Source organism: Streptomyces mirabilis (assembly GCF_018310535.1).
Classification (GTDB): Bacteria; Actinomycetota; Actinomycetes; order Streptomycetales; family Streptomycetaceae; genus Streptomyces.
The window spans coordinates 4,467,756-4,492,673 of the sequence record NZ_CP074102.1 but is presented as its reverse complement, the minus strand read 5'-3'; the positions used below and the strand labels follow the sequence as shown (position 1 = coordinate 4,492,673).

Annotated in this window: 20 protein-coding genes and 2 rRNA genes; 14 read left to right on the top strand and 8 right to left on the bottom strand. The window is 67.7% G+C overall.

The window, feature by feature from the left end:
- Positions 1–4: 4 nt before the first annotated feature.
- Positions 5–190 carry a hypothetical protein gene (locus SMIR_RS19880; protein WP_067371445.1) on the bottom strand — a complete coding sequence of 62 codons (186 nt, stop codon included), beginning with the start codon at positions 188–190 and terminating at the stop codon, positions 5–7.
- A gap of 132 nt (positions 191–322) precedes the next feature.
- Positions 323–1,162 carry an SCO4651 family lipoprotein gene (locus tag SMIR_RS19875; RefSeq protein WP_168493096.1) on the bottom strand — a complete coding sequence of 280 codons (840 nt, stop codon included), beginning with the start codon at positions 1,160–1,162 and terminating at the stop codon, positions 323–325.
- A 117-nt stretch (positions 1,163–1,279) separates the two neighbouring features.
- Between SMIR_RS19875 and SMIR_RS19870 the strand changes: the two genes are divergently transcribed.
- Together SMIR_RS19870 and SMIR_RS19865 are read left to right on the top strand one after the other, a co-directional pair.
- Positions 1,280–1,453: a hypothetical protein gene (locus SMIR_RS19870; RefSeq protein WP_168493098.1), complete on the top strand. Its 174-nt coding sequence runs from the start codon at positions 1,280–1,282 to the stop codon at positions 1,451–1,453.
- A 191-nt stretch (positions 1,454–1,644) separates the two neighbouring features.
- Positions 1,645–3,216 carry an FAD-binding oxidoreductase gene (locus SMIR_RS19865; RefSeq protein ID WP_168493100.1) on the top strand — a complete coding sequence of 524 codons (1,572 nt, stop codon included), beginning with the start codon at positions 1,645–1,647 and terminating at the stop codon, positions 3,214–3,216.
- A 46-nt stretch (positions 3,217–3,262) separates the two neighbouring features.
- Here the strand turns inward: SMIR_RS19865 and SMIR_RS19860 are convergent, their stop codons facing one another.
- The 3 genes from SMIR_RS19860 to SMIR_RS19850 all read right to left on the bottom strand — a co-directional run bounded on the left by SMIR_RS19860 (position 3,263) and on the right by SMIR_RS19850 (position 6,103).
- A complete protein-coding gene (locus tag SMIR_RS19860; RefSeq protein ID WP_168493102.1) occupies positions 3,263–3,964 on the bottom strand; it encodes a phosphatase PAP2 family protein in 702 nt (233 codons plus the stop codon).
- Positions 3,965–4,154: 190 nt separating this feature from the next.
- Positions 4,155–5,156 carry a C40 family peptidase gene (locus tag SMIR_RS19855; RefSeq protein ID WP_101407987.1) on the bottom strand — a complete coding sequence of 334 codons (1,002 nt, stop codon included), beginning with the start codon at positions 5,154–5,156 and terminating at the stop codon, positions 4,155–4,157.
- 188 nt (positions 5,157–5,344) lie between these two features.
- The gene (locus SMIR_RS19850) at positions 5,345–6,103 is read right to left on the bottom strand and encodes a trypsin-like serine peptidase (RefSeq protein WP_168493105.1); all 759 of its coding nucleotides are present in this window, start codon (positions 6,101–6,103) and stop codon (positions 5,345–5,347) included.
- Between the two features lie 321 nt (positions 6,104–6,424).
- On the opposite strand from SMIR_RS19850, the gene SMIR_RS19845 reads away from it, so the two are divergent.
- From SMIR_RS19845 to SMIR_RS19795, 11 genes are all read left to right on the top strand, one after another.
- Positions 6,425–7,309, top strand: coding sequence for a helix-turn-helix domain-containing protein (locus SMIR_RS19845; RefSeq protein WP_249938441.1), 885 nt, complete (start codon positions 6,425–6,427; stop codon positions 7,307–7,309).
- Positions 7,310–7,366: 57 nt separating this feature from the next.
- On the top strand, positions 7,367–7,603 hold the full coding sequence (locus SMIR_RS19840; protein WP_168493109.1) for a DUF397 domain-containing protein: 237 nt from the start codon (positions 7,367–7,369) through the stop codon (positions 7,601–7,603).
- Complete coding sequence (gene bla, locus SMIR_RS19835) at positions 7,597–8,499, top strand: class A beta-lactamase (RefSeq protein WP_168501139.1); 903 nt, start codon at positions 7,597–7,599, stop codon at positions 8,497–8,499. Before SMIR_RS19840 ends, bla begins: the two co-directional genes overlap by 7 nt.
- A 370-nt stretch (positions 8,500–8,869) precedes the next feature.
- Entirely contained in the window at positions 8,870–10,237 is a 1,368-nt protein-coding gene (locus SMIR_RS19830; RefSeq protein WP_249938440.1) for a S53 family peptidase, read from the top strand.
- 378 nt (positions 10,238–10,615) lie between these two features.
- Entirely contained in the window at positions 10,616–11,953 is a 1,338-nt protein-coding gene (locus SMIR_RS19825) for a S53 family peptidase (RefSeq protein ID WP_168493111.1), read from the top strand.
- 581 nt (positions 11,954–12,534) lie between these two features.
- Positions 12,535–12,843 carry a DUF8827 family protein gene (locus SMIR_RS19820; protein ID WP_054232206.1) on the top strand — a complete coding sequence of 103 codons (309 nt, stop codon included), beginning with the start codon at positions 12,535–12,537 and terminating at the stop codon, positions 12,841–12,843.
- Positions 12,844–13,028: 185 nt separating this feature from the next.
- On the top strand, positions 13,029–13,892 hold the full coding sequence (locus tag SMIR_RS19815; RefSeq protein ID WP_168493113.1) for a DUF8175 domain-containg protein: 864 nt from the start codon (positions 13,029–13,031) through the stop codon (positions 13,890–13,892).
- On the top strand, positions 13,882–15,192 hold the full coding sequence (locus tag SMIR_RS19810; protein WP_168493115.1) for a hypothetical protein: 1,311 nt from the start codon (positions 13,882–13,884) through the stop codon (positions 15,190–15,192). Before SMIR_RS19815 ends, SMIR_RS19810 begins: the two co-directional genes overlap by 11 nt.
- 14 nt (positions 15,193–15,206) lie before the next feature.
- Positions 15,207–16,748 (top strand): SCO6880 family protein, encoded by a 1,542-nt coding sequence (locus tag SMIR_RS19805; RefSeq protein ID WP_101407984.1) that lies wholly within the window; start codon positions 15,207–15,209, stop codon positions 16,746–16,748.
- Positions 16,749–16,762: 14 nt separating this feature from the next.
- The gene (locus tag SMIR_RS19800; protein ID WP_168493117.1) at positions 16,763–18,187 is read left to right on the top strand and encodes an ATP-binding protein; all 1,425 of its coding nucleotides are present in this window, start codon (positions 16,763–16,765) and stop codon (positions 18,185–18,187) included.
- A 1-nt stretch (position 18,188) separates the two neighbouring features.
- Entirely contained in the window at positions 18,189–19,691 is a 1,503-nt protein-coding gene (locus SMIR_RS19795) for a type IV secretory system conjugative DNA transfer family protein (RefSeq protein WP_168493119.1), read from the top strand.
- 42 nt (positions 19,692–19,733) lie between these two features.
- Here the strand turns inward: SMIR_RS19795 and SMIR_RS19790 are convergent, their stop codons facing one another.
- Positions 19,734–20,276: a GNAT family N-acetyltransferase gene (locus SMIR_RS19790; RefSeq protein WP_168493121.1), complete on the bottom strand. Its 543-nt coding sequence runs from the start codon at positions 20,274–20,276 to the stop codon at positions 19,734–19,736.
- A 123-nt stretch (positions 20,277–20,399) separates the two neighbouring features.
- Here SMIR_RS19790 and SMIR_RS19785 point away from each other — a divergent pair, with 123 nt between their 5' ends.
- Positions 20,400–21,161, top strand: a complete 762-nt coding sequence (locus SMIR_RS19785) for a CDP-alcohol phosphatidyltransferase family protein (RefSeq protein WP_168493123.1) — start codon at positions 20,400–20,402, stop codon at positions 21,159–21,161.
- 196 nt (positions 21,162–21,357) lie between these two features.
- Here SMIR_RS19785 and rrf read toward each other — a convergent pair.
- Both rrf and SMIR_RS19775 read right to left on the bottom strand, forming a co-directional pair.
- Positions 21,358–21,474: ribosomal RNA gene (gene rrf / locus SMIR_RS19780) — 5S ribosomal RNA — on the bottom strand.
- A gap of 94 nt (positions 21,475–21,568) precedes the next feature.
- Positions 21,569–24,691, bottom strand: a 23S ribosomal RNA gene (locus tag SMIR_RS19775).
- Positions 24,692–24,918 lie beyond the last annotated feature (227 nt).

Sequence of the window (24,918 nt, the reverse complement as noted above, 5' to 3'; positions counted from 1 at the left end):
GGGCCTACTCCCCCGTGCCGCTCCCCCGGGTGCGCTCTTCGGCCACCTTCAGTACCTCGTCGATGCTCTCCAGGCTGAGCCGCTCCTCGTGAGCGGCCGAGGCCGCGATGATCAGGTCGCCGCACAGCTCGATCTCGGCGAGGGCCACGTGGTCCTGAACTGCCGTACCGCCGACCGGAGCCACGTGCATCACCTCTTCCTGCCGTCACCGACTTCCTAGAGTAGGGAGCGGCCTACACACCGCGCATGGCACGGAAGGGCCATTTCCAGCCCTCAACTCCTCCTCGTACACGCACCGGCAGCCGCGCCGACGGACGGACGTCTACGGCTCCGCGATCTTCCCCGCGAAGATGTCCTCGGGTTCCGGCAGCCGTACGTGGGCGGGGACCCCGAAGTCGTACAGCAAGGTCGTCGAGGCGACCGCGACGGTGCCCTTCTGCCGCCCGTTGATGAAGCTGAACCGGTTCCGGAGCTTGCGGACGCGCCCCTGGTCGTCGAGGTAGGCGTCGAACGGGACTTCGGCAGTGGCGAACCCTTTCGCCGCCGCCGCGAGTGCCTTCCGGTTCCCCCACGAGGCGCTCCGCGCGGCGATGTCCAGATCGGCGGTCCCGCGATAGTGCCGCACCGGCGTCCCGGCCACCTCCGTCCTCCCCATGTACGTCACCGTCCGCGCGCCCCGCAACAACTCCGCCGCGGCGAAGGGGTCGGTGGCGCCGCCGGTCACGAGATTTCCGTCGGAGAGGGTGGCCGTGTCGACGCGGACCCATTTGTCGGCGGGCACACCGGCGCCGCGGTTCTTCATGAACAGGGCGCCCGGGGCGAGGAGTTCGGTGATCGGCCGGTGCTCGACGGCGCCCGCGGGATCCTGCGGCAGCAGCACCTTCAACTGCCCCAGCTGCTTCTTGAAGTCGTAGACACCCTGGCCGCGGATGGTGACCCGGGTCCCGCCGGTGGCCATCTCCATCGACGTGCGCGTCTTGGCGCTGCCGGCGCGCTCCAGGGTGGCGGCGGCCCGGTGCAGTACCTCGACGGAGGTGACGCCCTCACGCGCGTCCTCGGCACCGGCCCGGCCGGCGGAACATCCGCCGACGCAGACCATGAGCCCCGCCATCGCGACCGCGACGACGCCCGTGCCCGTCCGACTCTGCTGCTGCGCCACCATCGTCCGCCGACCCCCAGCCGGTCCGTCCCGGGCCTCCTGTCGTTCCGGTTAACGACGGGTAGGGACGGCCGTCACGCGGCGGCGATTCATTTGCTTGCCTTGGGTAACGTTGTCGGTGTGGCGCAGCCGGAGGAGACCCATCCCGTCCAGGAACACCGGACGACAACGATCGAGCAGGGTCGCTTCTGTCTGGCGCGCTGCACCTGCGGCTGGCGAGGACCGGCCCGCCGCGCCCGCAGCCTGGCCCGCACCGACGCCGAGGGCCACATGGAGAACACCCCGCTCGCATAGCGCCCCGTAAGCCGCGTGACCAACCTCTCGCCCAGCCTCGGCCGAAAAGACCCACCCCAGGTTCAGGATGGGGGCGAGATCCGCGCGGGATCACGGTCACGTCCCGGTTCCGTCCCGCGCCCGTCCGCCGCGGAACCCCCAGGACCCGGCACACGTCTCGTCCCACGCACGGGAAGCAACGGGAGGCGCACATGCAACGGCGTACGTTCATCGGTGGCGGCGCGGCCGCACTCGCGGCGGCGGCCACGGCCGGGTGCAACGGCAAGAGCGGCGGGGGCAGGGCGGCGGCCACGGAGACGGCCGGCACCTCGATACGCACGGCCACCACCAGCACGGGCACCGGCACAACCGCCCACGCCGCCGCCAACTGGACGGCCCTCGCCAAGGACCTCGACGGCGCCCTGGTCCGCCCCGGCGACCGCAGCTGGACGGCGGCCCACCAGCTGTACAACACCCGCTTCGACTCCCTGAAGCCCACCGCCGTCGCGTACGTCGCCCACGCGGACGACATCCGTACGACCATGGCCTACGCCCGCGCCCACAACATCCCGCTGTCGATCCGCAACGGCGGCCACTCCTATGCGGGCTGGTCCTCCGGAAACGGCCGGCTGATCCTGGACGTGTCCAAGCTCAACACCATCCGGGCGTCCGCGAACGAGGCGGTGGTCGGCGCCGGTTCCAAGCTGATCGACGTCTACCGGGCGCTCGCCGCGAAGGGCGTCACGATCCCGGCCGGCTCCTGCCCGACCGTCGGCGTCTCGGGTCTGACCCTCGGCGGCGGCCACGGCGTGGTGTCACGGGCGTACGGCCTGACCTGCGACAGCCTCACCCAGGCGACGCTGATCACCGCGGACGGCAAGCAGCTCGTGGCGAACGCGAGCGAGAACAAGGACCTCTTCTGGGCCCTGCGTGGCGCCGGCAACGGCAACTTCGGCGTCGTCACCGAGCTCCGCTTCAAGACGCACGCCGCCCCGCAGGCCGTGTCGGCGTACCTGACCTGGCCCTGGGCGAAGGCCGCCGCCGTGGTGAAGGCCTGGCAGGAGTGGGGCCCCAGCCAGCCGGACGAGATCTGGTCCTCGCTCCACCTGGAGAACGGCAGCGGCACCCCCACCGTCGCCGTGGCCGCCTTCTCCCTCGGCACGTACGGCGAACTCCAGAACGCCGTGGACCGCTTGGCCACCAAGATCGGCGCCCCCGCGCGCAGCGTCTCGCTCAAGAAGCACACGTACAAGGAGTCGATGGAGGCGTACGCGGGCTGCTCCTCCTTCCCCACCGAGGCCCAGTGCCATCTGCCGGGCTCGACGCCGGGCCGCTCCCCGCAGGGTGCCCTCAGCCGCGATACGTTCGCGGCCCGCTCGGACTTCTTCGACCGGTCCATCTCCGCGGCCGGCATCCAGACACTCCTGAACCAGATCTCCTCGGTCCGCGGCGGCGCCGGCAGCATCGCGCTCACCGCGCTGGGCGGTGCGGTCAACCGGGTCTCGCCGACCGCGACGGCCTTCGTGCACCGGCGTTCCCGGATGCTCGCCCAGTACTTCGCCTCCTGGGGCGCCGGGGCCTCCGGCACCACGGTCCAATCCTGGCTGACCTCCGCCCACTCGGCGATGGCCCCCTACTCCTCCGGTGCCGCCTACCAGAACTACACGGACGCGAGCCTCACCAACTGGCGCAAGGCGTACTACGGCGACGCGGCGACCCGCCTCGCGGCCCTGAAGAAGCAGTACGACCCGAACCGCTTCTTCACCTTCCCCCAGGCGCTCTGAGCGCCCCGTAGGGGAAGCACCCCGAGAACACCCTGTAGGGGAGCGCCTACGCCGCGAGGTCCGGCTCCTCGGGCCGCTCCGCCCGCGCCTCCGAAATCAGCGCCTCCTGCCCCGCACGCCCCGCGCTCCGCGCCCGGATCAGCCATCCGGCGCGCGGCGAGCGCTCCACGGCCTTCATCACCGGGGTCAGCAGGGCCATGGCGAGCGGGGACAGCAGCAGGGCGACGGCGGTGCCGAGGGCGAAGCCGCCGATGACGTCCGTCGGGTAGTGCACGCCCATGTAGACCCGGCAGAAGCCTTCGAGCAGTGCGATCCCTATCCCGACGAGCCCGAACTTCCGGTTCGCGACGAACAGCCCGACGCCGATCGCCATGGTGAGCGTCGCGTGGTCGCTCACGAAGGAGAAGTCGGTCTTGCCACTGACCAGGACGTCGAGCCCCTGGTGGTCCACGAAGGGGCGGGGTCTCTCCACGAAGCCCCGTATCGGCACGTTCACCAGCACCGCGACGCCGGCCGCGAGGGGTGCCCAGACGAGCGCGGCCACCGACGGGGCGGCGTTCTCGTCGCCGCGCCGCCGCACGGTCCACCAGCACCACAGCACCAGCAGGACCATGGCGAGCAGCAGCCCGTACTCGCCGACGAACTCCATGCCGCGGTCGAACCAGTGCGGCGCGTCCTTGGCGAGGCCGTTGATGTCGTACAGCAGGTCCACGTCGGGGTTCGAACCGGATTCGGCGAGTCCAGCCATGGTGCTGCGGCCCCTTCGTCGTCTTTCCGCGGGCGCAGCCTTTCGTGCGCCGCCCGATCCACCCCCGTGGTCGTAGATCAGCTCTACGTCAACAGGAACGCACATTCCCCCTCAGTACGTTCCACCCTCCACCGAATGATCACGCAGACGTTATCGAAGAGAGATACATCGCCGCAGCTCAGGGGTGGGATCAAACCGTCGTCGGCAACGCTTTCGCGCCATCTTCGGTCACGCGCGTGGCGCCGAAGTAGTCGGGGGTGTCGATGGGGTCGAAGCGGATGACGGCACCCGTTCGCGGTGCGTCGATCATGTACCCGCCACCCACATAGATACCGACGTGCCGAATGGCCCGCGAGTTGGTGAGGTCGTCGGAGAAGAACACCAGATCGCCCGGAAGCAGTTCCGCGCGCGCGGGGTGTGCTCCGGCGTTGTACTGGTCGTTGGCGACGCGCGGCAGGGTGACTCCGACGCTCTCGTACGCCGCCTTGGTCAGACCCGAGCAGTCGAAGCGTCCACCCTGGTCAGCGGTTCCGTTGCCGCCCCACAGGTAGGGCGTGCCGAGCTTCTTCTGTGCGTAGTAGATCGCCGCGGCGGCCTGCTGCGAGGGATCCACCCGGCTCACCGGCCGCGCGAAGCTCTTCTCCAGAGTTGTGATCGTCTTCACATAATTCTGGGTCTCCTTGTACGGCGGCACGCCCCCGTACTTGATGACCGCGTAGGCCCCCGCGTTGTAAGCGGCGAGCATGTTCTCCGTGACGTTCCCGGGCGCGTCCTTCACATAGGACGCGAGCTTGCAGTCGTAGGAGGCCGCCGACGGAATCGCGTCATTCGGGTCCCATACGTCGCGCTTGCCGTCCCCATTGCCGTCGATTCCGTGCGTGGCCCAGGTGCCGGGGATGAATTGCGCTATCCCCTCCGCCGCCGCCGGACTCTTGGCGTTCGGGTTGAACCCGCTCTCCTGATACAGCTGTGCGGCGAGCAGCGCCGGATTGATCGCGCCGCACAGATTGCCCCACTTCTGTACGAGCGTCTGGTACGCGGCCGGCACGGCGCCCTTGGCGAGACCGACCGATCCGCCGCCGACCCCGTTGGCGAGGTTCCCGGCCACCATGTAGACGCCGACGACCAGCGCCGACATGAAGGCGAGTCCCACCCCGGCGACGGCGGTCACCACGACCCACGTCTTACGCACCGTCAACCGCCCCTCGCCGCCCGGGAGTCCGCCGGACGTCAGTCTAGAGGCGACCCCCGCGCGAGGAAACGATCACACACGACAAGAAACGGGGGCGTGAAGTGCGCCCCGATCCCCTACCGCACACCCCGATCCCCTCCCGCACGCTCCGAACCCTCCCGTGCGCCCCCAACCCGCCCCGCGCGCCCCTAACCCGCCTTGCGCGCCGCCTTGTACAGCGTCGCGGCCTCTTTCCCGAGGACGATGCTGAACGAGACGTCGTCGGTGTCCCCGCCCGCCTCGTGGCCGCCGATGACCCCGACGACCGCCCCGTCGCCGTTCACCCAGGGGCTGCCGCTGGTGCCGCCGGCGAAGGCGGGGCACTCGATGCGCTGCTGGGTGCGGCTGTGGACGGTCGGTTTGTTCGTACAGGTGATCGGCGCGTCGAGGGTACTGGGATAGCCGGTGACCGTGACGGCGGTGGCCCCGGTCTCCCGCCCCGTGGCGAGGGCGTTCCCGCCGACGACGTCCTCGATGTCCTTCGCGCCCTGCTTGGCGACCTCGGCGAAGGCGACGTCGCTGTCCTCGTCCTGACCGCCGGTCCAGGCGTCACCGACGAAGGTCTTCTTGACGTCCCAGATCCCGTACGGCGCCTTGCCGTCCCGATAACCCGGGACAAACCGCAATTTTCCGCCCCCGTCAAGACAGTGTGCGGCGGTCACCAGGAGGTCCCGCCCCTCGCTGTGCACGACGGAGGCGGTGCAGAAGTGCCCGCTCAGGCCGTCACCCGCGCCGAACAAGGCGCCCACACGGGCGCTCGCCTTGTTCGTGTCGGCCTGCACGGTCACGCCGAACGGCCCGGGGCCGTCATCGGCGGACGCCACGGACGCGGACGTGACGGCCAGCATCACGACCACGACGAACAAAGCGTTCCGCCGGTTACCAGGGGGACGAGTGGTGCGCTTCATCGGTTCACACTCTGGCCCACGGAATTAAGAAAAATCCTGGAACCACACTGAGAATCTCCTATGAGTCACCGGTGGGAGCCAACGGAGTCACGACGGCAGGTCCACCGTACGGCCCATCTCCGGCCCTCGCACAGACACTCGACCCATCACATTGCCCCCCATATTGCCCACAGCCTGTGGACGAACATCGCCGAACCCGGCCGGGACTTGTGGATCCGATGGTTCGGACGGTTCGGAGGGGGGCGAGGCGCTCAGGTAAGAAGGTGGCGGCGAGCGGTAAACTCATTCACCGGTTTGCAGAGATCGGGTTCACTACCACTCGTGCGGACGACCGGTGACATCCAGGAGACGGAGGCGTCCGTGAGGAGCAACCCGACGGGTCGCCAACTCCGCTTCGGCGCGGAGCTGCGCAAACTCCGGGAACGCGCGGGCCTGACCGCCACCGGGGCCGGTCAACTCATGGGCATCAAGCAGACCCAGGTCAGCAACATGGAGGCCGGACGTGTGGGCGTGAGCGCCGAACGGGTGCGCGCGCTCGCCCGCCACTACGACTGCTCGGACAAGGCCCTCGTCGACGCGCTCAGCACCATGACCTCCGAGCGCTCGCGCGGCTGGTGGGAGGAGTACCGCGAGATCCTGCCCGCCGCGCTGCTGGACCTCGCCGAGGTGGAGCACCACGCCAGGCGGCTGCGTACCGCGGCCACGATGCACATCCCGGGCCTGTTGCAGACCACCGATCACGCCCGTGAGCTGTTGCGGCACGTCGTGCCCGAGCTCTCACCACCGGAGATCGAGCACCGGGTGTCGTTCCGCGTCAAGCGCCAGACCGTCCTCTTCGAAGACGCCCCGACCACTCTGGTGGCGATCATCCACGAGGCGGCCCTGCGCATGCGGTTCGGCGGCCTCACCGTGGCCAAGTCCCAGTTGCGGCATCTGCTGGACATGAGCGAGCGGGACCACATCACCCTCAGGGTGATCCCGTTCGCCACCGGATCCTTCCCGGGTTCCGGCCAGTCGGTCTTCTACGCCGGCGGACCGGTCCCCCAGCTCGACACCGTGCACCTCGACCAGTCCCACGGCCCGGTGCTCCTCGACGCCGAAGCCCAGTTGCAGATGTACCGCGCCCTCCTCGACCGGATGGAATCGGTGTCCCTCGCCCCCGAACACTCGCGAGACTTCATCCACAAGCTGATCCACGATCTGTGAAAGGGACCGAGACACTCACCGCCACGCCCGCCACCTCACCCCTTAAGGAAGCCCCCCGTGGCTGACGTCCCCCCGGACCTCCACTGGGTCCGCGCCGCCCCGGACGACGCGACCGGCCCCGGCCCCTGGATCGAACTCGCCTTCGGCGCCGACGACCTGGTCCACATCCGCGAAACCGGCGACCCCACCAACATCGTCACTACCACTCAGAAGAAGTGGGACGCCTTCGTCCTGGGCGTACAGGCGGGCGAGTTCGACCACTTCGTGGAAGGACTGGAGGACGAGAGATCTTAGGGACCACGACAACACGCCGCACCCTGCTCACCGCGGCCACCACCACCGCCGCCACCCTCGCGCTCGGCGCGGGACCGGCGTACGCGGAGGATCCCCGACACCGGGACACCCGCGCCCGGCTGCGAGAGCTGGAGGCGCGACACGGGGCGAGGATCGGCGCGTTCGCGTACAACCTGAGGACGAGGGCCACCGTGCGCCATCGCGCGGCGGAACGCTTCCCCATCTGCTCGGTGTTCAAGACGCTCGCGGCGGCGGCCGTGCTGCGGGATCTGGACCGGCACGGGGAGACACTCGCCCGGCGCATCCACTACACGGTGGCGGACCTCGCCGGGTACTCACCGAAGACGGGTGAGCCGGAGCACCTGGCAGGCGGCATGACCGTCGGGGAACTGTGCGACGCGGCGATCCGCTACAGCGACAACACGGCGGCCAACCTGCTGCTGCGCGAGCTGGGCGGCCCCACGGCGATCACGCGCTTCTGCCGCTCGCTCGGGGACCCGAAGACCCGCCTGGACCGCTGGGAGCCGGAGCTGAACACGGCCGAGCCCTGGCGAGTGGAGGACACGACCACCCCGGGTGCCATCGCCGGCACGTACGCCCGGCTCGTCCTCGGCGACGCGCTCCACTACCGGGACCGCGACCGTCTGACGACGTGGCTGCTCGGCAACACCACCAGCGGCGACCGTTTCCGCGCGGGCCTGCCCGAGGACTGGACGATCGCCGACAAGACCGGCACCGGCGACTACGGCACCAGCAACGACGTGGGCATCGCCTGGACCCCGGACGGAGCCCCCGTGGCCCTCGCCGTCCTCAGCACCAAACCCGCGCAGGACGCCGCCGCAGACAGCCCCCTCGTCGCCGCCACGGCCTCGGTCCTGGCCGCGGCCGTGGGCTGACGCGGGCCCCCGGGACTGTCGGCGGCCCCGTCGACACTCGGCCGGCGCCGCCCCCGTGTACCCCGCGGTCGTACGATCCGCGGCCCCACGGGCGGCGGCGTCCGCCGTCACCACCCGCGCCTCGCCCGATGCACACCGATCCGCGAAGCGAGTCAAGCCGACGTCAACTTCCAGCCATCGAGGAGCCATTGAGGGGTAACCCGATCACCCGGGTTCGGTATGGCGGAAGTCAGAATTCCAGATCTCCCTTGTTTGTCGCGTACTCAACAAGCGAGTGTCTACGCGGGTCACACGGCCCGGCCGCCGGGACACCACACCGACGGCAACAGCACCCGCACCGCCCCTGTCAACCTCTCTCAGGAGCTGTACGTTGCGTACTACACCCCCCATACCCCCCACACCCGGCAACAGATCGGCCGCACGCACCAATTGGCGCCGCATCGGCTCCGCGGCCGCCGCCACCGCCGCCCTCCTGGTGGCCGGTTTCGGCACCGCCGTCGACGCGAGCGCGGCGGCCGGGACGACCGCGACGAAGACCGTCGCGAGCAAGGCCACCGCCGCCACGGCCGGTTCCACCAAGGTCACCTGGACCCGTTCCTGTGCCGAGCCCAAGAAGAAGGGGGAGATGGCCTGCAACGCGCTGCGCGTGACCGGCGGCACGACCGCCTTCATGAAGGCCAACGCCCACGCGAACGCCGTCACCCCCAAGGCCGCCGCCGACTCCCCCACCGGCTACGGCCCCAGTGACCTCCAGGACGCCTACGGCCTGACCGACGCCGCCGCCTCCAACGGCTCGGGCGAGACCATCGCGATCGTCGACGCCTACGACGACCCGAACGCGGCCTCCGACCTCGCCGCGTACCGCTCGTACTACGGTCTGTCGGCCTGCACCGTCGCCAACGGCTGCTTCAAGAAGGTCAGCCAGACGGGCTCCACGACCTCCCTCCCCACCGCCGACAGCGGCTGGGCCGGCGAGATCTCGCTCGACCTCGACATGGCCAGCGCCGTCTGCCCCAACTGCAACATCACGCTGGTCGAGGCGAAGTCCTCCTCCATGGCCAACCTCGGCACCGCGGTGAACGAGGCGGTCAAGCTCGGCGCGAAGTACGTCTCCAACAGCTACGGCGGCTCGGAGTCCTCCTCCGACACCTCCTACGACAGCTCGTACTTCAACCACCCGGGCGTCGCCATCACGGTCAGCGCGGGCGACGAGGGCTACGGCGCCGAGTACCCGGCCGCCTCCAAGTACGTGACCTCCGTCGGCGGCACCGCCCTCTCCTCCAGCTCCAACAGCCGCGGCTGGACCGAGAAGGTGTGGAACACCAGCAGCACCGAGGGCACCGGCTCCGGCTGCTCCGCCTACGACGCGAAGCCGACCTGGCAGACCGACACCTCCTGCTCGAAGCGCATGATCGCGGACGTCTCGGCCGTCGCCGACCCGGCGACCGGCGTCTCGGTCTACGACACCTACGGCGACGGCACCGGCTGGGTCACCTACGGCGGCACCAGTGCCTCCTCGCCGATCATCGCGAGCGTGTACGCCCTGGCCGGCACCCCGTCCAGCGGCTCGTACCCGGCGAAGTTCCCGTACGGCTCGGCCGGCACGTCCGCGCTCAACGACGTGACGTCGGGCAGCAACGGCTCCTGCTCCACGAGCTACTTCTGCACCGCCAAGTCGGGCTACGACGGCCCGACCGGCTGGGGCACCCCGGAGGGGGTCTCGGCCTTCACCGGCTGATCGCCTCGCCCTCCGTACGGCACGGAGCCGCCGGGCGACGGATTAAGTGGGGATCCACCGGCGGCGCCTGAGACGGGCCGCGGCAGCCTGCCGCGGCCCGTTCGCCATCGTGTCCAGCCGGTCGGAAACTTTGGTAAATCCCTTGACCTACCTGTGAGTTGAGTCAAGCGGCGCTCAGCCGCAGTCCATCGAGCGGCCATCGAGGAGTAACGCGGCGGCCTCGTTCAGTAATGCGGAAGTCAGGATTCCAGACGCCTCTTGTTGTCACGTACTCAACAAGAGGATGGTCATCGGCGGGCCGCTCGGCCCTCCGCCGGGGACACCGCACCGGCGGCGCACCCGCACTGCCCCTGTCAAACACTCTCAGGAGGCTGTCCGTTGCGTACCTCGAATCCCCAAGAGCCCGCAAGACCCGCCATACGCGGCAGGTGGCGCCGTATCGGAGCGGCCGCCGCCGGCACCGCGGCTCTCGTCCTCGCCGGCTTCGGCGCCGCGGGCCCCGCGAACGCCGCCCCGGCCGCCAAGGCCACCTCCACGACCGCCTCCACCTCCTCCAAGGTGACGTGGAGCCCGGCCTGTTCCACCCCCTCGAAGGGCCAGATGGCCTGCAAGGCGCTGCGGGTCACCGGCGGCACGACCGCCTTCCAGAAGGCCAACGCCCACGCGGACGCCGTCACCCCGAAGGCCGCCGACGCCGCCACCCCGTCCGGGTACGGTCCGAGCAACCTCCAGAGCGCCTACGGCCTGACCTCCGCCGCCGCCTCCAACGGCTCGGGCGAGACGATCGCGATCGTCGACGCGTACAACGACCCGAACGCCGAGGCGGACCTCGCCAAGTACCGCTCGTACTACGGCCTGTCGGCCTGCACCACGGCCAACGGCTGCTTCAAGAAGGTCAGCCAGACCGGCTCGACGACCTCCCTGCCCTCCAGTGACGCCGGTTGGTCCGAGGAGATCTCCCTCGACGTCGACATGGCCAGCGCCATCTGCCCGAACTGCAACATCCTGCTCGTCGAGGCCACCTCCGCCACCATGGCCAACCTCGGCAAGGCGGTGAACGAGGCCGTCACCCTGGGCGCGAAGTACGTCTCCAACAGCTACGGCGGCTCGGAGTCCTCCTCCGACACCTCCTACGACACCTCGTACTTCAACCACCCCGGCGTCGCCATCACCGTCTCCGCGGGTGACTCCGGCTACGGAGCCGAATACCCGGCCGCCTCCAAGTACGTGACCTCCGTCGGCGGGACCGCCCTGTCCACCAGCTCCAACAGCCGCGGCTGGACCGAGAGCGTCTGGGAGACCAGCAGCACCGAGGGCACCGGCTCCGGCTGCTCCTCGTACGACGCGAAGCCGACCTGGCAGACGGACACCGGCTGCTCGAAGCGGACCATCGCCGATGTCTCGGCCGTCGCCGACCCTGCCACCGGCGTCTCGGTCTACGACTCCTACGGGGTCACGGCCGGTTGGTACACCTTCGGCGGTACGAGCGCGTCGTCGCCGATCATCGCCGGCGTGTACGCCCTCGGCGGCACCCCCTCCAGCAGCTCCTACCCGGCGTCCTTCCCCTACGCGTCGGCCGGCACCTCGGCCCTCAACGACGTCACCTCCGGCAGCAACGGCAGCTGCGGCTCCAGCTACCTGTGCACCGCGAAGTCGGGCTACGACGGCCCGACCGGCTGGGGCACCCCGGAGGGAGTCTCGGCCTTCACCGGCTGACCCACCGGAGACACGGAAAACCCCCGAAAGCACGGGAAAGCGGGGGGAACTGCCGGGAAAGCGGGGGAACTGCCGGGGAGGACGTGGGGATCCTCCGGCAGTGCGGGGAACGGGCCGCGGCAACCAGCCGCGGCCCGTTTCCATGCGCCACGGCGACGGGGATAGCCTTCAGGCAGCGGCCACGCGTCCACATCGGGCGGACGCGCGACCCGGAGAACATCGGCTCGACGACCCGTCAGAAACGCGACGGGCACGCAGGGATGCTGCGAGGAGCGGCGGGGCGACCGCCCCGCACTCGTCGTAGAAGGGGTTAACGACGGAACCACACCACAGGTTCCGGTTCGACTTCATTGCCCGGCGTGACCAGCCGTGATACACAGAGTGACCATACGACTCTTTGCATACCGTCGCACGCCTCCCGAAAGGGGCCCGCGTACGCCGGCGACAAGGGATTCGTACGAAAACCGCCAATCAATGACGCCAAGTCGACATACGACAGCGGCATTGTCGGCGAGAATGGGCCCGACCTCTGCGCACAGTGGCAGGGGGTGCAGAACTACCCACTAGGGGCGGTGACTTACATGCTTTTCGCAGCCGACAAGGGCGACATCACCACAATCATCGGCGGAATCGCCCCGGACTGGGGTCCCTTCGGCAGCCTGGGCAACGAGGCCAAGACGATGATCCAGGTCGTGATGGCCGTCGCCATCCTGCTCTGCCTCGGGATCGCGATCTGGGGAGCGGCGAAGCAACGCATCGGAGCGACGGCGCTCCGCGACACGTTCAGCGCCGAACAGGGCAAGGGTCTGATCATCGCGGGCCTCACCGGAGTCTTCATCATCGGCTCCCTCGGCACGCTCTTCACCATCGTGTACGGCATGGCCGTCTAGCTTCGGCCGGGCACCCGGCTCCTCACCTCATCTCCTCCTTTCCTGTCCGACCACCCGTCCGTCGTGCCCACCGGCTGAGGTTGCGTTTCCCTGATGTCGAGTCACCACACCGCGTCCGCGCGGAAACCAGCACGGCTACCGTCGTACTACGCGGTTCAGGAAGAGGTTGAGGGGGCGTACGCGACATGAGTCTCGGTGACGAACCCGGATACGGGGACGGCTCCCGCGGCGACGACGGCGGATACGGGGGGACGGGCCAGACCCGGACCCGCCTCCCCGACCGCCCCGGAGACGTCTACGGCGGCGCCCGCCGCGGCCGATCCTCCTCGCGGAGCCTGGTGACGGTGGTCGGCGTCGTCGTCCTCCTCATCGCGGCCATCGCCTTCGCGAACCGTGGAGGAGACGATTCCTCTTCCTCCTCCGGAACCGGCAACGGAGGCGGCAACGCCACCAGAACCTCCCCCACGGCCCCCTCGGGCCAACGCCCGGTGGACACGAACACGGGGGGCATCCCCACGGGGTACAGACACGATGTGCAGGGTGCGCAGAGCGCGGCAACGAACTACGGGGTCGCGCTCGGATCGACCGGCATGTTCGACACCAACCAGCGGCACGCCATCGTCAACACGGTGTACGCCCCTGAAGTCGCCGCCGCCCGGCAGTCGGATCTCGACAGCGCCTACTCCAGCGAGAAGTTCCTGACCAACATCGGGCTGACCAAGGACGGCAGGGCGCCCGCCGGCCAGACCTTTGTCTCACGGATCATCCCTGTAGGCACCAAGGTCACGTCCTCCAGCACCGACAGCGCCACGGTCGAGCTCTGGTACACGTCGCTCTTCGGCCTGTCCGGCAACGGCTCCACGAACCCCGTGTCGGAAAGCTGGTTCACGACGACGTATCAACTGAAGTGGATCAGCGGGGACTGGAAGGTCGCCGACTTCACCCAGAAGGACGGGCCGGTCCCGGTCGGACGCGACCAGAAGGCCTCCACCGCCGACGACATGACCAAGGCCGTCGAAGAGTACGGAGGGTTCACCTATGCCCGCTAGCCGCCGAGTACTCAAAGTCGCCGCCGCTGCAATGGCCGTACAGACCATGGCGGTGCTGCTGGCCACCCGCGCCATGGCTGCCCCTGCACCGTCACCGTCACCGTCTTCATCACCGAGCAAGGACGCCTGCGCCCTCATCCGCGGTCCCGCGAAGGACTACTGCGAAAAGGGCAGCACCAACGGCGGTACCACCGACCCCGGTACCACCTCCACGCTCGACCCCCTCTCCTCGCTGGCCAAGGGCTGCGCCGAGGCCGCGTCCTGGACCATCGACAAGCTCTCCGCGGCGGTCAAGGACACGGCGAACGTCGACTTCACGAACCAGAAGTTCCTCCAGCAGTACGCCGTGGTCTTCGCGGCGTCCACCATCCTCACCCTCCTCCTGTGGCTGCTGGCCGTGGCGAAGCGGGCGGTGCGAGGCGTCCCCCTCGGCACCGCGATCTCCGAGGCGATCGGCTTCCTCTGGCTCACGGTGCTGGCGTCGGCGTTCACCCCGCTGATCCTCTACACCGTCGTCTCGGCCAGCGACGGCGTCACCGACGTCCTCGCCAAGACCACCGGCAACCAGACCGACACCTTCTTCGGCACCTTCTCCGGCGCCCTCGCCAAGGGCGAGAACATCGGCGGCGGCCCGATCATGCTGATCGTCGTCTCCCTGGTGTCGATCCTGGCGGCAGGCGTCCTGTGGCTGGAGCTCGTCATCCGCGCCGCCCTGCTGTACGTCGGCGCCCTGCTCGGCACCGTCGTCTACGCCGGGCTCGTCGACAAGAACCTGTGGGGCCACGTCCGCCGCTGGGCCGGCATCATGATCGCCGTCATCCTGGTCAAACCGGTCATCGTGATCGTGCTGGGTCTCGCCGGCGCGCTGTCGACCAACGGCGGCCCGGACTCCTTCTCCGCCGTCGTCTCCGGCCTCGCGATCATCCTGCTCGCCATCTTCGCCAGCGCGATGATCTACCGCTTCGTGCCCGGCTTCGGCGACGAGATCGCAGGCGGCCGCAACAACCGCATCATGCAGGGCGCCGAAGGCAAGGCCGCGGCCGTGATCAGCTCCCCCGCCACCCTGGTCGCCCAGGGCATCAAGACCCACAGCACCCGCGCCGACAACAACGGCGGAGGCGGTGCAGGCGGCGGCAACAGCCAGCCGCGCCCCGCGAACCCCGTCTCCGGAGGCGTGTCCGCCCACAGCACCCGTACACCGAACGGAGGCGGCGGATCTGTCCCCTCCGCCGCACCCCCACCACGTACCGGCAACACCCGCAACAGCAGCAGCAACCGCACGGGAGGTGAAGGGCGTTGACGACCGATTCCCACGTGTCCCATCCGGTCACGCCCCGCCGTACATATCTGATCGGCCGTGCCCGGCCGAACGCGATCGTCGGCCGGAACCGCGAGTCCGGCGAGATCGCGCTCATCATCGCGGGCGCGTTCCTCGGCATGATGTGCGGCTTGCTCGTCCCCGTCCTGTCCCTGCGGATCGTGCTGCTGATGGGCTTCCCGCTGGTGGCCATCGCCGCGGTGTACGTCCCGTACAAGCGCCGCACGTTCTACAAGTGGTTCGAGATCAACCGCAGTTACAAGCGCAACCTGCGCCGCGGCACGGCGTACCGCAGCAGCGTCCAGGAGGCCGGTACACGCCTCGACGGCAAGGAGGTCGAGATCGGGCCGCCGCCCGGAATCGGCCGGATCTCCTGGCTCGCGGCCCCCTTCGGCCCCGACGAGATCGCCGTACTCCTGCACGCCGACCGCCGCACCGTCACCGCCGCGATCGAGATCGAGGGCCCGGGCGTCGGCCTGCGCGACAGCGAGGACCAGGAGGCCCTCGTCGACCGCTTCGGCACGCTGCTCAAGCACGTGGCGAACGGCGACGGCTTCGTCACCCGCCTCCAGATGCTCGCCCGCACCCTCCCCGCCGACCCGGACGCCCACGCCAAGGACGTCTCCCAGCGCGGGGACGAGAAGGCACCGGCCTGGCTCCAGCAGTCCTACGACCAGCTCCAGTCCATGGTGTCCACCAGCAGCGAGCAGCACCGCGCCTACCTCGTCGCGTGCATGCACTACAACCGTGAACTCGCCGCCGAGGCCCAGGCCATGGCGCGCGCCGCCCGTCCCCAGGGCGGCAAGAAACTGGACCGCGACGCCGGGCTCGCCGTCGTCATGGCCCGCGAGCTGACCGACATCTGCTCGCGTCTCCAGGAAGCCGACATCCGCGTACGCCAGCCGCTCGGTCAGGGGCGTTTGGCCTCCCTCGTGCACTCCATGTACGACCCCGACCACCCGATCGACCACATCCAGGCGATGACGAAACGTAATGCCTGGCCCGCCGAGCTCGACGCCATGGAACCCACCTACCTCCAGGCGAAGACCCGCGAGTCCTCCACCCGCGCCCCCTGGTGCCACGCCACGGCCTGGGTGAAGGAATGGCCGATGACCCCGGTCGGCGTGAACTTCCTGGCCCCGCTCCTGGTCCACACCCCGGACGTCATCCGCACCGTCGCCGTCACGATGGATCTCGAACCCACCGAGGTCGCCATCGAGCGCATGCTGACGGAGAAGACGAACGACGATGCCGAGGCCAGCCGCCAGTTGAAGATGAATCGCACGGTCGACCCCCGCGACATCGCCTCCCACAACCGCCTGGACCAGCGCGGCGAGGACCTCGCGAGCGGCGCGGCGGGCGTCAACCTCGTCGGCTACATCACGGTCAGCTCCCGCTCCCCGGAGGCCCTCGCCCGCGACAAGCGCACCATCCGCGCCTCCGCCGGAAAGTCGTATCTGAAGCTGGAGTGGTGCGACCGCGAGCACCACCGTGCCTTCGTCAACACACTGCCGTTCGCCACCGGAATCCGCAGGTAGGAGCTGATGTTCTGATGCGGGATCCGCTGTCCGCCGCGACAGACGCCTTCACGGGCTTCCTCTTCGGCAAGGTCGAGACGACCCGCCTGCCGGTGCGCACCTCCACGGGCCAGGCCCAGGCGGTCTACCTGCCGACCGCCGCACCCGGCCTCGGCGACTCGGGCGTCATCATCGGACGCGAGGTGTACTCCGGGAAGGGCTACATCTACGACCCCTTCCAGCTGTACGGCCAGCAGCTCCCCGCGCCGCACTGGCTGGTGCTCGGCGAGTCCGGCAACGGCAAGTCGGCGCTGGAGAAGACCTACGTCCTGCGCCAGCTGCGCTTCCGCGACCGCCAGGTCGTCGTGCTCGACGCACAGGGCGAGGACGGCGTCGGCGAGTGGAACCTCATCGCGGAAGAGCTGGGAATAACGCCCATCCGCCTGGACCCGACAGCGGCCCTGGACATGGGCATCCGCCTCAACCCGCTCGACCCGGCGATCACGACGACCGGCCAGCTGGCCCTGCTGCGCACGATCATCGAGGTCGCGATGGGCCACGGCCTCGACGAGCGGTCCGGCTTCGCCCTCAAGGTCGCGCACGCCTTTGTCAACGAGACGATCGTCGAGCGCCAGCCCGTACTGATGGACATCGTCGAGCAGCTACGGCACCCCGAGCCGGAGTCGGCCGAGGCGATGAACGTCGCCATAGACGACGTACGGGCGTGGGGCCTGGACGTCGCCCTGGTCCTCGACCGTCTGGTCGACGGTGACCTCAGGGGCATGTTCGACGGCCCCACGACGGTGGGCATCGACCTCGACGCCCCGCTCATCGTCTTCGACCTGTCCCACATCGACCGCAACTCCATCGCCATGCCTATCCTGATGGCGATCGTCGGCGTGTGGCTGGAACACACCTGGATCCGCCCCGACCGCAAGAAGCGCATCTTCCTGGTGGAGGAGGCGTGGCACATCATCAACAGCCCCTTCGTGGCCCAGCTCTTCCAGCGCCTGCTGAAGTTCGGCCGACGCCTGGGTCTGTCCTTCGTGGCGGTGGTCCACCACCTGTCCGACGTGGTGGACGGCGCGGCGGCCAAGGAGGCGGCCGCGATCCTGAAGATGGCGTCCACCCGCACGATCTACGCCCAGAAGGCGGACGAGGCACGGGCGACGGGCCGGGTGATCGGCCTGCCCCGGTGGGCCGTCGAGATCATCCCGACCCTGACCCCCGGCATCGCCGTCTGGGACGTCAACGGCAACGTCCAGGTGGTCAAACACCTCATCACCGAGACCGAACGTCCCCTCGTCTTCACCGACCGCGCCATGACCGAGTCCTCCGCCGACCACCTCGCCGACGACGCGCTGCGTGCCGCCGAACTGGAGGCCGAGGAACGCGCCGCGGCCTTCGTGGAGCAGCACCTCGCCGATCTCGACGGTTCGTCCGAGTCCACGGTGGCGTGAGATGAGCCGGGACGGGCGGGACCGCCGCAAGGCGGAGAGCGAGGGCGGCATCCCGGACGGCCTGCTGGTCGGGGTGCTCGCCTTCCTGCTCGGCATGACCTTCCTGATCTGGTCGGCCACGGGGCTCGCCGGCTGGTTCGCCCACGGCGCCTGGCCGAACACGGTCACCTTCGCCCGTACGCCGCTGGCCCTGCGGCACCTGATCGGGCACCCGCACGACGTGACGGGCGCCTGGCCGGACACCCCCGCGGACCAGCTCTCGGGGTACGGGCTCTTCTGGGGCCTGTTCATCGGTCAGCTGATGGTGCTGGTCGTGCTGACCATCTTCGTGATGGGGACGTGGGCACGGTGGCGTACGGTCCGGGCGAGACGGAAGGCGGGGGCGTACGCGAGACCGGCGCCGGCGCCGATCCCCGCTCCGGTACCTGAACCAACCCCGGCGCAGCTTGAGGTTCCGGTGCAGCGCCCAGCGCCGGAACCGACGGAGCTGCCACCCGCAGAGACGGAACCACAGCAGCCCGCCTCGGCCACCTTGGCAGCGGACAGTAAACGGGTGGCTGGGTGGGAAAGAAATCGCGCCACAGCCGCGCTCATCCTCGCACCACCAGCAACCCGCCACACCACCGCAACTCAAGCCGTAAGAGACGCGGACGGCCCCGCCCTGGTGGTCACCTCCGACCCCGCCATCTGGTCGGAGACCAAGGACGCCAGAGCCAAACTCGGCCCTGTCCTCCTCTACGACCCCTCCCACCTCTGCGACACCCCGGCCCGCCTCCACTGGTCCCCCTCCACCGGCTGCGAGGACAAGGCGACGGCCGCGTCAAGAGCCACCGCCCTCCTCGGCCCGGTCCGCCCCACCGCCAAGGTCGACCAGGCCATGGCAGACGTCGCCGAAACGCTCCTGCGCAGCTATCTGCACGCCGCCGCGGTGGAGGGCAAGGCCTTCCGCCACGTCCACCGCTGGGCCCAGGGCAGCCAGGTACAGGACGCCGTACGAGCCCTCCGCACGAACCCCAAGGCCGCCTCCGGCGCGGCGGGCGAACTCGAGGCCGCCCTCACCTCGCACCCGGAACGCCGCGACATAGCACAGGAGTTGACGGCCCGCGCCCTGTCCGTACTCTTCACGGTCAACGTTCGCGAATCCTGCACCCCGAACCGAAGTGACTCCCTCACACTGGATTCCTTCGTCAACGAAGGGGGCACGCTCTATGTGGTCGGTGAACCCATCGAGGACCCCAAGGCGCACCCCGGCGCGATGCCGCTCCTGACGGCCCTCGCCTCAAGCGTGGTCGAGCGCGGCCGGCGCATGGCCGAACGGTCATCCTCCGGTCGCCTCGACCCACCACTTACGCTCGTCCTGGACGACGTCGCCGCGGTGGCCCCGCTCCCCCAGCTCCCGGAGCTGCTCGCCACCGGAGCCGACCAGGGCCTGCCCACCCTGGCCCTCCTCCGCTCCCAGGAACAGGCCAGGGCCCGCTGGCCCCAGCACGAACTCCCGGTCTGACGACGACGCATAGGGCTGACGACACCCAGGACCTGGCGGCACCTACGGCCTGGCGATCACAAACTCCAGATCCCGGGTCCCCTCGTTCCCCTCGGATGCCACAGATCCCCCGGTCGGCACGAACCCCGCCTTGCGGTAGAAGGCCTCGGCGCGCCCGTTCTTCTCGTGCACGAACAGCCGTACACGCTCAAGCCCACGCTCCCAGGCCCAGGTGAGAGCGCCGTCGACAAGCGCGTCCGTCACACCGCTCCCCCGGTGCTCGGCCCGCACGAAGACACCCACCAGATGCCCCTGCTCCTGCTCGATCACGGCATCGAAGAAGTCCCGCTGCCCGGCCTTCTCGACCAGCATGACCACGGAACCGCTCCACGCCCCGTCCGGTCCGACCGCGACGAACTGCCGCGCCCCGTCCCCCACGGCGGCCCCTGCCGCCCGCTCCTGCCAGAACGAGTCGGGCCGGGCCGCCGCCTGCTCGTAGGTCTCCAGGAACGCGAGATACGCCACGGGGTCCTTCAGGGCTGCAAGCCGCAACTCCTTGACCGCGGGCCACTCGTCGGCGCCTATAGAGCGAATTACATGGTTCATGGAGCCCACCGTAGTCTCCGCGTCCGACGTCGCTCATCTCAATTCCACCCTGCCGATCCCCGCCGTCCGGGACCCCGTCATGCTCTTCCCTGTACTCACATTGATCCCAGGGGAGAAAGCCGCATGACCAAGGTCCAACTAGAGGAACTCCGCGAGGTCATTCACCCCGCGGGCAAGCTGGAGAGCAGGGCGGAACACTGGGCCGGCCGCCTTTACATGCGATCGCTCTCCCTGCGGGTGACCCGCCAGATGCTGGGCACCCGCGTCTCGCCGAACCAGATCACGACGGTCATGGTCTTCGCCGGCGTACTCTCCGGAGTCGCCCTGGTCGTCCCCGGCCTGGGCGGCGCCGTACTGTCCGTCCTCTTCATGCAGTTGTATCTGCTGCTGGACTGCGTGGACGGCGAAGTGGCCCGCTGGCGACGCCAGTTCAGCCCGCTCGGCGTCTACCTGGACCGCCTCGGCGCCTACCTGGCCGACGCCGCCGTCATGGTCGGCATGGGCATCCGCGCCGCCCAACTCGGCCTGAACCTCTACCTGGTGGCCGGCCTGGCGGCCGCGATCGGCGTGCTGCTCCTGAAGTCGTCCTCTGACCTCGTCCACGTGGCCCGCTCCGACAGCGGCATGGAGAAGGCCACCGACCAGTCCGTCGTTCCGCGCTCCAGCGGCCTCGCCCGGGTCCGCCGCCTCACCTCGGCGGTCGGCCTTCACCGCCTGGTCAACGGCATCGAGTGCACCATCCTGCTGCTCGTGACGGCGATCGTCGACCTGGCGCTCGGCGACCTGACGGCGACGAAGATCGTGACCGTGGCCGTGACGGCGATCGTCTGGCTGCTCGTTCCCGCGCACATCGTCTCGATCGTCGCGTCGTCCCGCCTGAAGTAACCGAGCGAGGGGCACACAGGGCCGAACAACAGCCCCGTGTGCCCGTCGCGGATGCGTATCTGGCACTCAAGGCAGCGGGACGGCTGTAACCGCCACAAAAAAGGGGGCCTCTCGAATCGAGAGGCCCCAAAAAATGATCCCGAACGCAGAAAACCCCCGTACCGATTTCCCGGTACGGGGGTTCTCCCTACAATGAGTTCGGCGGCGTCCTACTCTCCCACAGGGTCCCCCCTGCAGTACCATCGGCGCTGTGAGGCTTAGCTTCCGGGTTCGGAATGTAACCGGGCGTTTCCCTCACGCTATGACCACCGAAACACTATGAAACTGTCACTACCGCACCATGCCCAGTGGCCCTGGGAATGGGGTTGTTCGTGGTTTCAGAACCAACACAGTGGACGCGAGCAACTGAGGACAAGCCCTCGGCCTATTAGTACCGGTCACCTCCAGCGGTTACCCGCCTTCCAGATCCGGCCTATCAACCCAGTCGTCTACTGGGAGCCTTAACCCCTCAAGGGGGTGGGAATACTCATCTCGAAGCAGGCTTCCCGCTTAGATGCTTTCAGCGGTTATCCCTCCCGAACGTAGCCAACCAGCCATGCCCTTGGCAGGACAACTGGCACACCAGAGGTTCGTCCGTCCCGGTCCTCTCGTACTAGGGACAGCCCTTCTCAATATTCCTACGCGCACAGCGGATAGGGACCGAACTGTCTCACGACGTTCTAAACCCAGCTCGCGTACCGCTTTAATGGGCGAACAGCCCAACCCTTGGGACCGACTCCAGCCCCAGGATGCGACGAGCCGACATCGAGGTGCCAAACCATCCCGTCGATATGGACTCTTGGGGAAGATCAGCCTGTTATCCCCGGGGTACCTTTTATCCGTTGAGCGACGGCGCTTCCACAAGCCACCGCCGGATCACTAGTCCCGACTTTCGTCCCTGCTCGACCCGTCGGTCTCACAGTCAAGCTCCCTTGTGCACTTACACTCAACACCTGATTACCAACCAGGCTGAGGGAACCTTTGGGCGCCTCCGTTACTCTTTAGGAGGCAACCGCCCCAGTTAAACTACCCATCAGACACTGTCCCTGATCCGGATCACGGACCCAGGTTAGACATCCAGCACGACCAGAGTGGTATTTCAACGACGACTCCACAACAGCTGGCGCTGCCGCTTCAAAGTCTCCCACCTATCCTACACAAGCCGAACCGAACACCAATATCAAACTGTAGTAAAGGTCCCGGGGTCTTTCCGTCCTGCTGCGCGAAACGAGCATCTTTACTCGTAGTGCAATTTCACCGGGCCTATGGTTGAGACAGTCGAGAAGTCGTTACGCCATTCGTGCAGGTCGGAACTTACCCGACAAGGAATTTCGCTACCTTAGGATGGTTATAGTTACCACCGCCGTTTACTGGCGCTTAAGTTCTCAGCTTCGCCACCCCGAAGAGTGACTAACCGGTCCCCTTAACGTTCCAGCACCGGGCAGGCGTCAGTCCGTATACATCGCCTTACGGCTTCGCACGGACCTGTGTTTTTAGTAAACAGTCGCTTCTCGCTGGTCTCTGCGGCCACCCCCAGCTCAGAGTGCAAGACTCATCACCGGTGATGGCCCCCCTTCTCCCGAAGTTACGGGGGCATTTTGCCGAGTTCCTTAACCATAGTTCACCCGAACGCCTCGGTATTCTCTACCTGACCACCTGAGTCGGTTTAGGGTACGGGCCGCCATGAAACTCGCTAGAGGCTTTTCTCGACAGCATAGGATCATCCACTTCACCACAATCGGCTCGGCATCAGGTCTCAGACTATGTGCCAGGCGGATTTACCTACCTGACGTCCTACACCCTTACCCCGGGACAACCACCGCCCGGGATGGACTACCTTCCTGCGTCACCCCATCACTCACCTACTGCAGGTCTGGTCCGTCGGCTCCACCACTCCCCTTTGCCCGAAGGCTCCGGGGCGGCTTCACGGACTTAGCATCGCCTGGTTCAATGTTTGACGCTTCACAGCGGGTACCGGAATATCAACCGGTTATCCATCGACTACGCCTGTCGGCCTCGCCTTAGGTCCCGACTTACCCTGGGCAGATCAGCTTGACCCAGGAACCCTTAGTCAATCGGCGCACACGTTTCTCACGTGTGTATCGCTACTCATGCCTGCATTCTCACTCGTGAACCGTCCACCACTGCCTTCCGGCGCGGCTTCACCCGGCACACGACGCTCCCCTACCCATCACAGCCGCCGTTGGGCGTATTGCTGCAATGACACGACTTCGGCGGTACGCTTGAGCCCCGCTACATTGTCGGCGCGGAATCACTAGACCAGTGAGCTATTACGCACTCTTTCAAGGGTGGCTGCTTCTAAGCCAACCTCCTGGTTGTCTCTGCGACTCCACATCCTTTCCCACTTAGCGTACGCTTAGGGGCCTTAGTCGATGCTCTGGGCTGTTTCCCTCTCGACCATGGAGCTTATCCCCCACAGTCTCACTGCCGCGCTCTCACTTACCGGCATTCGGAGTTTGGCTAAGGTCAGTAACCCGGTAGGGCCCATCGCCTATCCAGTGCTCTACCTCCGGCAAGAAACACACGACGCTGCACCTAAATGCATTTCGGGGAGAACCAGCTATCACGGAGTTTGATTGGCCTTTCACCCCTAACCACAGGTCATCCCCCAGGTTTTCAACCCTGGTGGGTTCGGTCCTCCACGACCTCTTACAGCCGCTTCAACCTGCCCATGGCTAGATCACTCCGCTTCGGGTCTTGAGCGCGCTACTATGTCGCCCTATTCGGACTCGCTTTCGCTACGGCTTCCCCACACGGGTTAACCTCGCAACACACCGCAAACTCGCAGGCTCATTCTTCAAAAGGCACGCAGTCACGACGCACTGAGTAAACTCAATGCGCGACGCTCCCACGGCTTGTAGGCACACGGTTTCAGGTACTATTTCACTCCGCTCCCGCGGTACTTTTCACCATTCCCTCACGGTACTATCCGCTATCGGTCACCAGGGAATATTTAGGCTTAGCGGGTGGTCCCGCCAGATTCACACGGGATTTCTCGGGCCCCGTGCTACTTGGGTGTTTCTCAAACGAGCCGTTGACGTTTCGACTACGGGGGTCTTACCCTCTACGCCGGACCTTTCGCATGTCCTTCGCCTACATCAACGGTTTCTGACTCGTCTCACGGCCGGCAGACCGTGAAAGAGAAATCCCACAACCCCACATACGCAACCCCTGCCGGGTCTCACACGCATATGGTTTGGCCTCATCCAGTTTCGCTCGCCACTACTCCCGGAATCACGGTTGTTTTCTCTTCCTGCGGGTACTGAGATGTTTCACTTCCCCGCGTTCCCTCCACTTGCCCTATGTGTTCAGGCAAGGGTGACAGCCCATGACGACTGCCGGGTTTCCCCATTCGGAAACCCCCGGATCAAAGCCTGGTTGACGACTCCCCGGGGACTATCGTGGCCTCCCACGTCCTTCATCGGTTCCTGGTGCCAAGGCATCCACCGTGCGCCCTTAAAAACTTGGCCACAGATGCTCGCGTCCACTGTGCAGTTCTCAAACAACGACCAACCACCCATCACCCCCGGTTACCACCGGAGTTCACTGGGGCCGGCACTGAAGGCAGCCAACAATCGGCCGTACCCTCAGACACCCAACAGCGTGCCCGACACCCCCGCCACTCATGATCAGCTTTCCACGCCCCGAAGAGCAGTACTCACAGCCTGAGATGACTGAAGATGCCGAATAATCAACG

What these genes read in the sequence shown, in the direction of transcription:
- SMIR_RS19815 (WP_168493113.1), top strand. Translation starts at nt 13,029, where the DNA reads ATGAGTCTCGGTGACGAACCCGGATACGGGGACGGCTCCCGCGGCGAC.
- SMIR_RS19795 (WP_168493119.1), top strand. Translation starts at nt 18,189, where the DNA reads ATGAGCCGGGACGGGCGGGACCGCCGCAAGGCGGAGAGCGAGGGCGGC.
- SMIR_RS19790 (WP_168493121.1), bottom strand. Translation starts at nt 20,276, where the DNA reads ATGAACCATGTAATTCGCTCTATAGGCGCCGACGAGTGGCCCGCGGTC.
- SMIR_RS19875 (WP_168493096.1), bottom strand. Translation starts at nt 1,162, where the DNA reads ATGGTGGCGCAGCAGCAGAGTCGGACGGGCACGGGCGTCGTCGCGGTC.
- SMIR_RS19850 (WP_168493105.1), bottom strand. Translation starts at nt 6,103, where the DNA reads ATGAAGCGCACCACTCGTCCCCCTGGTAACCGGCGGAACGCTTTGTTC.
- SMIR_RS19785 (WP_168493123.1), top strand. Translation starts at nt 20,400, where the DNA reads ATGACCAAGGTCCAACTAGAGGAACTCCGCGAGGTCATTCACCCCGCG.
- SMIR_RS19860 (WP_168493102.1), bottom strand. Translation starts at nt 3,964, where the DNA reads ATGGCTGGACTCGCCGAATCCGGTTCGAACCCCGACGTGGACCTGCTG.
- SMIR_RS19880 (WP_067371445.1), bottom strand. Translation starts at nt 190, where the DNA reads ATGCACGTGGCTCCGGTCGGCGGTACGGCAGTTCAGGACCACGTGGCC.
- SMIR_RS19800 (WP_168493117.1), top strand. Translation starts at nt 16,763, where the DNA reads ATGCGGGATCCGCTGTCCGCCGCGACAGACGCCTTCACGGGCTTCCTC.
- SMIR_RS19865 (WP_168493100.1), top strand. Translation starts at nt 1,645, where the DNA reads ATGCAACGGCGTACGTTCATCGGTGGCGGCGCGGCCGCACTCGCGGCG.
- SMIR_RS19810 (WP_168493115.1), top strand. Translation starts at nt 13,882, where the DNA reads ATGCCCGCTAGCCGCCGAGTACTCAAAGTCGCCGCCGCTGCAATGGCC.
- SMIR_RS19820 (WP_054232206.1), top strand. Translation starts at nt 12,535, where the DNA reads ATGCTTTTCGCAGCCGACAAGGGCGACATCACCACAATCATCGGCGGA.